The 11,993-nt window shown below is 42.1% G+C and carries 13 protein-coding genes; 10 read left to right on the top strand and 3 right to left on the bottom strand.

Annotated elements, in window-relative coordinates:
* Positions 1–52: 52 nt before the first annotated feature.
* From ACE1AT_RS28315 to ACE1AT_RS28300, 4 genes are all read left to right on the top strand, one after another.
* Positions 53–394, top strand: coding sequence for a DUF4870 domain-containing protein (locus ACE1AT_RS28315; protein WP_044450050.1), 342 nt, complete (start codon positions 53–55; stop codon positions 392–394).
* A 487-nt stretch (positions 395–881) separates the two neighbouring features.
* Complete coding sequence (gene hemB / locus ACE1AT_RS28310; protein ID WP_374874479.1) at positions 882–1,862, top strand: porphobilinogen synthase; 981 nt, start codon at positions 882–884, stop codon at positions 1,860–1,862.
* Between the two features lie 318 nt (positions 1,863–2,180).
* Positions 2,181–2,390 (top strand): type II toxin-antitoxin system HicB family antitoxin, encoded by a 210-nt coding sequence (locus ACE1AT_RS28305; RefSeq protein WP_374874478.1) that lies wholly within the window; start codon positions 2,181–2,183, stop codon positions 2,388–2,390.
* Positions 2,391–2,422: 32 nt separating this feature from the next.
* Positions 2,423–2,611 (top strand): type II toxin-antitoxin system HicA family toxin, encoded by a 189-nt coding sequence (locus ACE1AT_RS28300; RefSeq protein WP_374874477.1) that lies wholly within the window; start codon positions 2,423–2,425, stop codon positions 2,609–2,611.
* Between the two features lie 100 nt (positions 2,612–2,711).
* Here the strand turns inward: ACE1AT_RS28300 and ACE1AT_RS28295 are convergent, their stop codons facing one another.
* The gene (locus ACE1AT_RS28295) at positions 2,712–4,709 is read right to left on the bottom strand and encodes a cation:proton antiporter (protein ID WP_374874476.1); all 1,998 of its coding nucleotides are present in this window, start codon (positions 4,707–4,709) and stop codon (positions 2,712–2,714) included.
* Positions 4,710–4,863: 154 nt separating this feature from the next.
* Between ACE1AT_RS28295 and ACE1AT_RS28290 the strand changes: the two genes are divergently transcribed.
* The 6 genes from ACE1AT_RS28290 to ACE1AT_RS28265 all read left to right on the top strand — a co-directional run bounded on the left by ACE1AT_RS28290 (position 4,864) and on the right by ACE1AT_RS28265 (position 10,351).
* The gene (locus tag ACE1AT_RS28290) at positions 4,864–5,172 is read left to right on the top strand and encodes a DNA-binding transcriptional regulator (protein ID WP_131119389.1); all 309 of its coding nucleotides are present in this window, start codon (positions 4,864–4,866) and stop codon (positions 5,170–5,172) included.
* 609 nt (positions 5,173–5,781) lie between these two features.
* Positions 5,782–6,765, top strand: coding sequence for an alpha-ketoacid dehydrogenase subunit beta (locus ACE1AT_RS28285; RefSeq protein WP_374874475.1), 984 nt, complete (start codon positions 5,782–5,784; stop codon positions 6,763–6,765).
* A gap of 226 nt (positions 6,766–6,991) precedes the next feature.
* A complete protein-coding gene (secD, locus tag ACE1AT_RS28280; RefSeq protein ID WP_374874474.1) occupies positions 6,992–8,404 on the top strand; it encodes a protein translocase subunit SecD in 1,413 nt (470 codons plus the stop codon).
* Positions 8,401–9,369 carry a protein translocase subunit SecF gene (secF, locus tag ACE1AT_RS28275; RefSeq protein ID WP_374874473.1) on the top strand — a complete coding sequence of 323 codons (969 nt, stop codon included), beginning with the start codon at positions 8,401–8,403 and terminating at the stop codon, positions 9,367–9,369. Before secD ends, secF begins: the two co-directional genes overlap by 4 nt.
* A gap of 65 nt (positions 9,370–9,434) precedes the next feature.
* Positions 9,435–9,836: a hypothetical protein gene (locus ACE1AT_RS28270; RefSeq protein WP_374874472.1), complete on the top strand. Its 402-nt coding sequence runs from the start codon at positions 9,435–9,437 to the stop codon at positions 9,834–9,836.
* 98 nt (positions 9,837–9,934) lie between these two features.
* Positions 9,935–10,351: a GNAT family N-acetyltransferase gene (locus tag ACE1AT_RS28265; protein WP_374874528.1), complete on the top strand. Its 417-nt coding sequence runs from the start codon at positions 9,935–9,937 to the stop codon at positions 10,349–10,351.
* Between the two features lie 48 nt (positions 10,352–10,399).
* Here the strand turns inward: ACE1AT_RS28265 and ACE1AT_RS28260 are convergent, their stop codons facing one another.
* The gene (locus tag ACE1AT_RS28260; protein ID WP_374874471.1) at positions 10,400–11,302 is read right to left on the bottom strand and encodes a sensor histidine kinase; all 903 of its coding nucleotides are present in this window, start codon (positions 11,300–11,302) and stop codon (positions 10,400–10,402) included.
* 92 nt (positions 11,303–11,394) lie between these two features.
* Complete coding sequence (locus tag ACE1AT_RS28255) at positions 11,395–11,982, bottom strand: L-threonylcarbamoyladenylate synthase (protein WP_374874470.1); 588 nt, start codon at positions 11,980–11,982, stop codon at positions 11,395–11,397.
* Positions 11,983–11,993 lie beyond the last annotated feature (11 nt).

Below are 11,993 nucleotides of genomic sequence, written 5' to 3'. Positions count from 1 at the left end.
TCCTCCACAGACTTTACCCCAAATAGCACCTAATTGTATAAGGAACAGAGAAATGTACGACACAGACAAGCGCAAGCTTTTATCAGCACTTTCTCATGCAGCCATCTTTTTGAGTACCACATTAGTATCGATTGGAATACCAATTTTCATCCTCTTTGCAACAGAAGATCCTGTTGTAAAAGAAAACGCCAAAGAAGCCATTAATTTTCATTTGAATGTCTGGTTTTATGGGGCGATTATCGGTGTTTTGATTTGGGTGAGTTTTGGTTTATTGATACCTCTAGCAGGTTTATGGTTTTTAGTTCACTGGGGATTAACAATTTGGGCGCTTTTTAATGTTTTAACTAATACTGAAAAACCTTTTCGTTATCCCTTCATTCTCCGACTTATTTAGGAAAAAATCAGTTTTTATCCGGTTAGATCAAGTCACTGATGAATAGATAAAATAAACAGGTGGCTTGTAGATTCAGGGTCATCGCTTATAGCGTTTCCTAAGCAACTGAGGTATACCCCAATCCTTCTTAATAAAGTTAATAGCTTTGAAAACGTACCTCACTAGGTCGAGAACCGCTATATTGGTAATAAGTAATAGGCTGTGTTTTGATTATCGATGATCATTGCGCCTCACACATATCTCATCACAAATTTTAAATCAAGCCCATCCATATATATTGATGGAAAGTTTTATATACTTTCTTGTCTTTTTTAGAAGATAAATGACAAGCAAGTTGTAAAATACAAAATTGCCCCACAACCTCATCAGGTGTAGGGCAGAGGACAGTTAAGCGCTGTTTGTAGTGTGTCCTTCCAAAGCGGGTTTTTACCGCAAGTCTGTGACGCTTTGTTTTTTGTCCATTTGTGTTTTTTCTTCATAAAAATTTATGTTTCCAACCCATCGCCCCCGCCGTCTGCGTACCCATCCCCAACTCCGCCGGATGGTACGTGAAACTGTTCTTACCACCAGCGACTTGATTTATCCTTTGTTTGCTGTCCCAGGTGAAGCGATCGCCAACGAAGTGAAATCTATGCCTGGTGTCTATCAGCTGTCGATAGATAAAATTGTCGAAGAGGCAAAAGAAGTTTACGACTTGGGAATTCCCGCCATTATTCTATTTGGTATACCTGCTGATAAAGATGTTGAAGCCACAGGTGCATGGCATGATTGCGGTATTGTCCAGAAAGCTGCAACGGCGGTGAAAGAAGCAGTACCAGATTTGATTATTATTGCTGACACCTGTTTGTGCGAGTATACCAGTCATGGTCACTGCGGTTATCTGCAAGTTGGTGATTTGACAGGACGAGTTTTAAATGACCCCACCCTGGAATTACTTAAGAAAACTGCGGTTTCTCAAGCCAAAGCAGGCGCTGACATTATTGCACCTTCGGGGATGATGGATGGATTTGTGCAAGCAATTCGCGCTGGTTTGGATGAAGCTGGTTTCCAAGACACGCCGATTTTGTCCTATGCTGCCAAGTATGCTTCGGCTTACTACGGTCCATTCCGGGATGCAGCAGACTCAGCACCCCAATTTGGCGATCGCCGCACCTATCAAATGGACCCCGGTAACTCCCGCGAAGCCATCAAAGAAATAGAATTGGATATCGCCGAAGGCGCTGACATGCTGATGGTGAAGCCAGCTTTGGCTTACATGGATATCATCTGGCGTGTGAAACAAGCTAGCAACTTACCTGTTGCTGCTTACAACGTTTCTGGTGAATATTCTATGGTGAAAGCCGCAGCCCTCAACGGCTGGATTGATGAACAGCGCGTGGTCATGGAAACTTTAACTGGCTTTAAACGGTCTGGTGCAGATTTAATTTTGACCTACCACGCTAAAGACGCTGCACGTTGGCTGAGGTAAGCGGTGGTTTGGCCTGTCAGGCGACGAAATTTTATCTGGTTAATTAGCTTAATTAATCTCACGCAGAGGCGCAAAGGTGCAGAGTTAATCTTATGTATCTTGGTGTCTGGGCGTGAGATTATTGTTTGCTGGGGTTATGAGCAGCAAAATAGGGCGATAGTAGATTAGAACCAGCCCTTTCAAGGTGTAATGTATTTTTCTTGGTGTCTTAGGAACAGGAAGTAGTGATTTGACGATTTAGCTTACCCTGTTCATTCTTAAAATGAATAGGTGATTGTCAGGCTATGATCTAAAACGTATTGCTAGCGGTCATCATTTATGAAAACCTTCACCGCAATTGTTGAGCGTGATTCTGACACAAATCTTTATGTTGGCTATGTTCCTGGATTTCCTGGAGCGCATTCTCAGGGAGAAACCTTAGATGAATTACAGGAGAATCTTCGTGAAGTGATTGAGATGCTTTTAGAGGATAGAGAAGTGGTATTCGAGACAGAATTTGTTGGAACACAACAGATTGTAGTTCCATGAGCAATATTCCTGTCCTGAAGCCACAAGAGGTTGTGCGTATTCTAGAGAGCCTTGGTTTTGTAGAGGTGCGCCAGAAAGGTTCACACAAGCAATTTCGCCACGAAGATGGTCGAGGAACAACCGTCCCGTTTCATAAAGGACGTGATATTTCACCGAAACTGCTACGCCAGATTGCAAATGATATTGGTTTGTCTGTTGAAGAAATGCTGGAGTCCTACTGAGGCGTATTTTAACAGAGTGTATCGAGTTGTGCGATCGCAATAGTTGAACATACGCCCTAATAGGAATCAGGCGATCGCTCACCTTAAGTGTGAAATCTTGTTAATCCCCTGTAAAGAGTTTTGTAAATGCGATATGCTCTTGAGGGTTGGCGACTACCAGTAGGCGATCGCCTGACTCAAGGGTGAATTCACCAGTTGGATAGCGGTAGAGTTGTTTGTTGCGTTCAATTGCCATAATAGTGGCTCCGGTTAAACGGCGAGCGTTGGTTTGAGCCAGACTCAGCCCTACAAAAGGCGAATCGGAATGTAGAACGTACCAATGATGTTCTAGCCCTGCGATCGCCACCTCCAGATCAGCTGCGCCCCAGTACTGCGATCGTTCCGGTAAAATGTCCCGATACCGTCCACGGCGATAACGATTCACGACTTGCTGTACTGCATAGGTAGAATCCCCCAACTTCAACAGCATATGTGCGCCCATTTCTAGAGAAGCTTCAAATTCTGGTTGAACCACCTCTTGAGCGCCCAGTTGGTAGAGCGAATCAATTTCGTCATTCACATGAGCGCGGACAGTAATATCTAAATCTGGTGCTAAACTTAAAGCACGCTTCAAAGTTAGTCGAGTCGCCATTGGATCAGGTAGAGCGATCGCCATTGCTTTAGCTTGAGTGATATTGGCTTTTTCCAAAACTAACGAGCTAGAAGCATCTCCAAAAAGATAGGGAATCCTTCGCTCTCTTAAAGTTAGGAGAGCCGCTTCATTATTGTCAATCACTAGGATTTTATGTCCCTGAAAATACAGCATCCTCACAAGAGTTTGCCCCACCCTACCATATCCCACCACTAGCACATGGTTGACAAGTTCTTCTTCTAACCCGACTAGGCGAGGAGAATTATTCAACTGCAAAAACGAATTGATTTGGGGGAACCGTTCCAACCACTGAAGCAGATATGGTGTTACCTTCAGCATAAAGGGCGCCAGCAATAAGGTTATAGCTGTGGTTCCTACGGTTAATCCATAAAGTCTAGACGAAAAAACTCCCTCACTTTGAGCGACACCAGCTAAGACAAAGGAGAATTCTCCAATTTGGTTGATACCAATACCGACTGTAAGGGCCATTTTCAGGGAATAGCCAAACCCCCTGACAATTAATGCAACAATCCCTGCTTTCCCAATCAGAGTAATCGCTATTAACCCAATTAATACGCCAGCATTGGCAAACAGGAAACCAGGATCAATTAACAGTCCAATCGAAACAAAAAACAGAGTAGCAAAAACATCTCGCATCGGTAGAATCCGATCAAGAGCATGATCAGCATATTCCACATTGGAAATCATTAATCCTGCTACAAATGCACCCATAGCGATACCTAAACCGATGGCGTAGGTAAATAGCGCAATTCCCAAGCAAAGTACCAAAATTCCTAGTAGAAATAACTCCTGAGATCCCGTTTGAGCGATTAATCGAATCAGAAACGGAATAACCCACTTTCCAGCTAAAATCGCCCCACTGAGAAAAAGTAGTACTTTAACCAGCGCAGCAAATAAAGCAATACCGATCATCTCGGTTGGTTGAGTCAACACAGGAAGGACTGCCAGCATCATTCCCAACCCAAGGTCTTGTATAATCAGAATTGCCAGCATAATTTGTCCATGAATTGTCTGGACTTCATTCCGCTCAATTAAACTTTTGAGTACAACTGCTGTTGAGGACAAAGAAAGCACAGCACCCAAAAAAATTCCCTGGGGAACTGTCTCGACCCAGCCTGTCAAATAGGCGAGTCCTCCTCCAAGTAGAATTGTGAGTATGATTTGCAGCGATCCACCACCAAGGGCGATCATCCGTAACCGTAATAAGTCTTTAAGGGAAAACTCAACACCCAAAGCAAACAACAATAGGGCTACTCCAACTTCGGATAATACTTGGATATCCCCCTCAAGTGTGACAAGTTTTAACCCTGCTGGACCGACAACCATACCCCCCAACAAGTATCCAAGTAACACGGGCTGATGCAAACGATTGACCAGATACCCTCCGCTTACTGCAACCCCTAACACTGTAACCATTTCGACAATCAGTGTTAATTCACCAGCCATTAATTTTCTTCCCTGACGTTGGTTTGTATGTTTGCCAGAAGGTACAACGAACACTATAAAATAATATAGTTAATAACATAGCCCTCAGTTGGCTTTTTTACGTCAATTGATTTAATAAATGTATTCATATAGTTATCAAAGGGAGCATTTTGGTATGGATATGCAAGTCCTGAGAGAACGCGCGGGACTTAGCCGTGCAGAAGTCGCCTTCAGGCTTGCAATCAGTGAAACCAGCGTTCGCAACTGGGAAGCAGGACGTACAGAACCGACAATGACGCCGAAAAAATACTTAGATGCATTGCGACTATTTAAATGCACACCAGAAGAATTGGCAGCAGCCAGCGAAAAATCTATTAACCAGCGACATAAACGTAAACCAGGAAGACCAAGGAGATTTCCCAACAATCAATTAAATCAAGTCACACCTATGCCTGAAGCACCACCCGCTGAGATGCGGCTATAGATCAGTCAAATCCAAATCACAGATACTGCTATTTTAATGTTTATGAAATATTCATGAAATTAATTGATAAATTTTATACCATGTAGGCATCCTGTGAGGTAAAAGGTTTTGTAGATGTCTTTTGCCACACTTGTCTCAAAATTAATGCTAATACACAAAAGTTTGCGTTGAGCTAATCATCAGCAATAGACGTAAAATATTCCTGTGGCAACAATTGAACGACTTGCATAGCCTATTTGTGTATAAATAGGGGTATGGGAGAATAGAGGTATAAGGGTGTAGGAAACCCCACCCTTAAGGAATGGGGTTTTAAACAAAGACACCGTGTTTTTGGCGCTATGGGTCTCAAAACACATCTTTTTGTTTTTTCTCCTTCAAAGGAGAGGCTTCCAACCAAATATTTGGGACTCATGTTTCCCTTACACCCCTATACCCTTACCCCCCGTCCCAAAGGGACTTGGTCACTCCAAGAGCATAAGTTTTGAGATATACCCAAAGTTATCAAATAAATTCATGTGTTTTACACACATTAAGAACAGCAGCATCGCTGACGGTATTTACAGCTGAAGCGCGATAAGATTCTAAAACAATAAATTTATCAGAGGTCGAATGGCAGAAACATTACTCTTCAACGCCTTAAAAGAAGCCATTGATGAAGAAATGGCACGTGACTCCACAGTATTTGTACTTGGTGAAGATGTGGGACATTATGGTGGTTCCTACAAAGTGACAAAGGATTTGTATCAAAAATACGGTGAACTCCGAGTTTTAGATACTCCGATTGCGGAAAACAGCTTCACTGGGATAGCTGTAGGTGCAGCAATGACCGGGTTACGACCGATAATAGAAGGCATGAATATGGGTTTTTTGCTCCTTGCCTTTAACCAAATTGCCAACAACGCCGGGATGCTACGCTATACTTCCGGCGGTAACTACAAAATTCCGATGGTAATTCGTGGGCCTGGGGGTGTAGGGCGTCAACTTGGTGCTGAACATTCCCAACGATTAGAAGCTTACTTCCAAGCTGTACCTGGATTGAAGATAGTAGCTTGTTCCACACCTTACAACGCCAAAGGATTGCTCAAATCTGCTATCCGCGATGATAATCCAGTTCTATTTTTTGAACACGTCCTACTTTACAACTTAAAAGAAAACCTACCAGAAGAAGAATACCTCCTACCTCTGGATAAAGCCGAAATTGTACGACGTGGGAAAGATGTCACAATTCTCACGTATTCACGGATGCGTCATCATGTCACACAAGCTTTGAAAAGTTTGGAAAAACAAGGTTATGACCCAGAGGTCATTGATTTAATATCTCTCAAACCTTTAGATATGGAAACGATTGGGGCATCTATACGCAAAACCCATCGAGTGATTATAGTTGAAGAGTGTATGCGAACAGGAGGCATTGCAGCAGAATTAATTGCCTCAATTAACGAGCGCTTTTTTGATGAATTGGATGCACCTGTACTGCGGCTTTCTTCCCAAGATATCCCCACACCTTACAACGGGATGCTGGAAAGATTGACAATTGTTCAACCAGAGCAAATTGTCGAAGCTGTAGAAAAAATGATCGCTTTGCGAGTTTAGGATTGGGGATCGGGGATCGGGCATGAATCAGTTAACAGTTAATAGTTAACAGTGAGCAGTTTAATTTGATAACTGATAACTGATAACTGATAACTGATAACTGATAAGTCCCCCTTGTCTCGCTTGTCTCCCTTGTCCCCTCCCTAATCCCCAATCCCCGATCCCCAAAATAATCATAAAATCATCAAAGAGCGTTATCATATCGTTTGTCGCAGCGAGTTATGGTATGCAAAGACAGCGATCGCTATTAGCTTTAATTTTAGTTTTGGTGATTGCCGCTATAGTGGTAATTGCCAAGATTCCTATACCGCTTGGATTAGACTTGCGGGGAGGTTCGCAACTGACAATTCAGGTGAAGCCAACACCAGAAATTCCACGGATCACTGAGCGAGAACTAGAAGCTGTTAAAAGTGTTGTGGAAGGTCGTGTCAACGGTCTTGGTGTCTCTGAACCTGTAATTCAGACAGTTGGAGAAGACAAGATTTTAGTGCAGCTACCCGGAGTCAATGATCCAAAGGACGCAGAACGAGTACTCGGTAGTACAGCACAGTTAGAGTTTCGCCAACAAAAACCAAATACAGAAACTCAGTTGCTTGCTTTACGAAGTTCGCAACTGGAATTCAAACAAAAGCAGCAGGAATTAAAAAACTCTCAAGACACCGCAGCGATCGCCCAAAATAAAGAAGCGCTGCAAAATAACAGCAAAGCGATCGCTGAACTCTTTGAGAGTACCAATCCGCCACTGACTGGTCAATACCTCAAGGATGCCCGTGGAGAGCCTACTTCAGGTAATAATTGGGAAGTAGCCATTCGCTTTGATCAAAAAGGTGGTGAACTTTTCGCCTTCCTCACCAAAAACCTTGCTGGTACTGGTCGCAGTATTGGGATTTTTCTTGACAACGAACTAATTAGTTCTCCTGTAGTTGGACCGGAATTTGCTGCTACAGGTATTACTGGTGGTGGGGCTGTAATTACAGGTAACTTTACACCTCAAGAAGCCAGCGAATTAGGTATACAGCTAAAAGGTGGTTCTTTACCAGTACCAGTAGAAATTGGTGAGATCCGTACAGTCGGAGCAACATTAGGTAAAGATAGTATCCAAAGCAGCATCTGGGCAGGTGTCGGGGGTCTAATCTTAGTCCTCGTATTTATGGTAATTTACTACAGACTACCTGGACTAATTGCGGACATTGCCCTAGTCATTTATGCCCTGTTAACTTGTGCTTGTTTTGCTCTGCTGGGCGTTACACTTACCCTACCCGGAATCGCAGGTTTTATCCTGAGCATCGGTATGGCTGTTGATGCGAATGTGCTGATATTTGAACGCACACGGGAAGAATTACAAGCAGGCAAAACTTTATACCGTTCTGTAGAATCTGGCTTTTACCGCGCCTTTTCTAGTATTTTGGACAGTAACGTCACGACCTGGATTGCTTGTGCTGCGCTGTTCTGGCTGGGTTCTGGTTTAGTCAAAGGGTTTGCTTTAACTCTTGCTTTAGGTGTAGCGGTCAGTATGTTCTCAGCAATTACCTGTAGTCGGACATTAATGTTTTTGGCAATTTCTATTCCTTCCTTACGTAAACCTGGACTATACTCTCCTAATGTGCCAACCTCAAATAAGACGGAGGTGGCTCAATGAAACTGAGTATCAACAAATCGCGATCGCTGTGGTGGATAATTTCTAGCATCATTATTCTTGCTGGTATCATCTCTATGGTGATTTCTTCCCAGCAAATAGGCCTACCCCTACGCCCTAGTTTAGATTTTGTTGGTGGTACACGCTTGCAGTTTGAACGGGATTGTACAAACCCAGATAACTGTAATAAAGCCATTGATATCAACGAAGTTCGGGAAGTAGCCAACGCCCAAGGACTTGGTGATAGTAGTATCCAGATTATTGCTGACAAGGATACACGCAAAGATAACGGTGTACTGATTCGTACTAAAGCACTGGATGTAGAAAAACGTACCAACTTACAAAATGCTTTAAGCGAAAAAATAGGAACCTTTGACCCACAAAAAACCCAAATTGACACCGTAGGGCCTACGATTGGGCGAGAACTGTTTAGGAATGGCGTAGTTGCGCTGATAGTCTCATTTGTGGGTATAATTGTTTACTTGACTTTTCGCTTTCAGTTAGACTATGCGATCTTTGCGATCATTGCTCTATTTCACGATGTCTTAATCACAGTAGGGATTTTCTCAATTCTGGGTTTGGTCGCAGGTATAGAAGTAGATAGCCTATTTATCGTTGCTTTGCTAACCATTACAGGTTTCTCTGTGAATGACACCGTCGTGATTTATGACCGGATTCGAGAGACACTGCAAACTAACCCCAATCGTCCCATTGCTGACATTGTAGATGATGCCGTTAACCAAACTCTTGCACGATCAATCAACACAACCTTAACAACTTTGCTGACGTTGTCTGCTATCTTTTTGTTTGGTGGAGCAACCCTGAAATACTTTTCCCTAGCTTTAATTATTGGTTTCACGATGGGTGCATATTCCAGTATTTTTATCGCTAGTACTCTTTTAGCTTTGTGGCGAGAACGCAAAGGCCAACCCGTTGTTTCTCCCACTTCTGAATCGATAAATAGTTAGTAGTTGGTTGTTAGTAGTTAGTTTTCTCCCTTGTCCTCCTTGTCCCCTCTCCCCCTCCCTCGCCTATGGATGAACCAGAAAAATTCTTCCCCAGTGGAAACACAGATATTACTTTTGTTAAACAAGTACAAAAGCTACATCGACTGACTGTATATGGTAGATGGTTGTTTGTTGGCTTTTTATGGTTGACTATTGTGCCTTGGTGCTTGTGGAGTTTACGTGAAGAGATTGCTTTGTGGCAACAATATTTTACTTGGGTGGCGGTTAGATATGGACTTTTTTTCCATCCATTTGCCACTCTTGGTTTAGCTTTCTGCATCGGGATGACTGTTGCTGTTCTGGTTTGGCAAAGTCGTAATATTATATTTGGATTACCACAGCAAGATCAGGAACGTCTAGAAAACCAGGTTTTTCGGATACGCCAACAGGGGCCGAGTCATCCCCTGTGGAAATGGATATGTCAGTAAACCTTGAATTATTAATTAAAAAATAGTTGCGATATCAGCATAAAGGCTGTATCTTCAAAGCGAGACTCAGTAAAGGTACTGCCTAAATTGGTGTGATGATTACTTCTTCTCAAATTCAATTAAGCGATCGCAAGTTAAAAATCGACCTTTACCAACTCCAACAGCTGTTAGATATTTCAGCTTTTTGGGCAAAAGGACGCAGTATTGAAGATTTAGGGGTAGCCATTGCTAATAGTGACCCTGTGATCAGTGTTTGGGATGGACAACAACTAATTGGCTTTGCTAGAGCAACTTCCGATTGTATTTATCGCGCTACAATTTGGGACGTTGTGATTCATCCAGATTATCGTGGTAACGGACTGGGCTGTCAATTGGTAGAAACAGTTCTGAGTCATCCTCGTCTCCAACGAGTAGAACGCGTCTACTTAATGACTACTCACCAACAAGAATTCTATGAAAAAATTGGCTTTCGACAAAATTCCTCTACTACAATGGTGCTTTACAACGATCAGTGATCAGTAATTAGTAATAAGGATTTTTTGATAACTGATCACTGTTAACTGTTAACTGATAAATTGGGGGATTGTTATTTGCAATCTAGCCATTTCTTCAGATTGTTCCGTTGTCAGAGGAAATGGGACAATTTCTAAGTTTCCCCCCATCACTTCTAAAATAGTTTGATTGAGTAAGAAATTCATTCCTGGGTCGAAAGTAAGATTATTTTCGTCAGTTTTAACAACCTGATTTTTAGATGAAATTAAATCTATTGGTTCACTGTGTAAAATACTCTGTTTAGGTACATCTAGCCAGATATAAACAAAATTATCTGTAGATGAAGCTTGGGTAGAAATATAAATACTACCTTCCTCTATTTGAGCGATCGCAGTTTCGATTAAATTGATTAATACTTGTTTGAACCAACGAGAATCTACAACTACTTTCAAATCCGATTCTGGTAATAAGACTTTGAAAGGAAAATTACGATTTTCCGCCAGCATGTAAGTTAAATCATAAACTTCCTGCAACAGTTCAGTGAGCGATCGCGGTTGCAAGTCTAGTTTATTTGTACCATGTTCTAATCTGGCAACAGTGAGAATTTCATCAATTAAATTCAGTAGCTTGAGCGTTCGATCATGAGCTTGCTTGATAAATTCTCGTTCTTCTTCTGGATCTTCACACAAATTTGCCAAAATTAATTGCTGTAAACCAATTAAACCATTGATTGGCGATCGCAATACATGGGTAGTCCGCGCCAAATATCCCGCTTTAAACTGGCTCATTTCTCGCGCCATTTCATACGCCAGTTGAGTCTGTTTAATCTGTTGTTGGAGTTTCACAACATCTTGTTTTTCTGTTGGTAGTACTGGGGATGAATTAGATGGCCTATTTCTACGTGCCAATAATCCACTAATACCCAATCCTAATAAAAGTCCGGCTCCGAGGTCTACCCAGTTACTCCAATTCATACATTTGGCAAATATCAACTTTTTAACAGTTATCAATGATCAGTTATCACTTAACAAGCTTAATCACTGATAACTGATAACTGATCATTGATTTAATCCAGCTTAACTCCTCCTTGTCGTAAAATCTGCCAATTCATTCCAGTCCATTTGGCAACAGTGGAAGGTACTCCATTTCTTGGTATTTTATTTTCATATTCTGTACTAGCCAAAGCCAGAACTTCGGGGAATTGGGCTGTGATTTCGGTCATTGTTTGCAAAGGTGGTTGACCTGACAAGTTTGCGCTAGTAGTAGCGAGAGGGCCTGTTTGCGCTAATATCTTTTGAGCGATCGCACAATCAGGAACACGAATACCAATGGTTGTTGGATCTATCGGATTCATCGCTATTGGAACCCGTGTAGAGGCTGGTAAAACTAAAGTCAGCGCCCCAGGCCAATATTTCTGAGCAATTTCTTGCCAAATTTGATACTCTTGTTCACTACCCTTAACAAAAGCCCAGAGTGCTTCTGGATGAGCCGCCATTAAAATTAATGGTTTATCTTGAGTGCGTTGTTTAGCTTGAAAAATCAAGGTCGCCTGCTCTGGTAAACTTGCCAAAGCGGGAACTGTATCTGTAGGAAAACTGATTAATTTACCTGATTTTACACCAGCTACGAGCGTATCGAAAGAAACTTGTGCCATGGCAAAATTAT

This window comes from Pelatocladus sp. BLCC-F211, from assembly GCF_041928655.1.
GTDB lineage: Bacteria > Cyanobacteriota > Cyanobacteriia > Cyanobacteriales > Nostocaceae > Pelatocladus.
The sequence above is the reverse complement of the archived record's forward strand: the minus strand, read 5'-3'. Positions and strand labels throughout refer to the sequence as shown.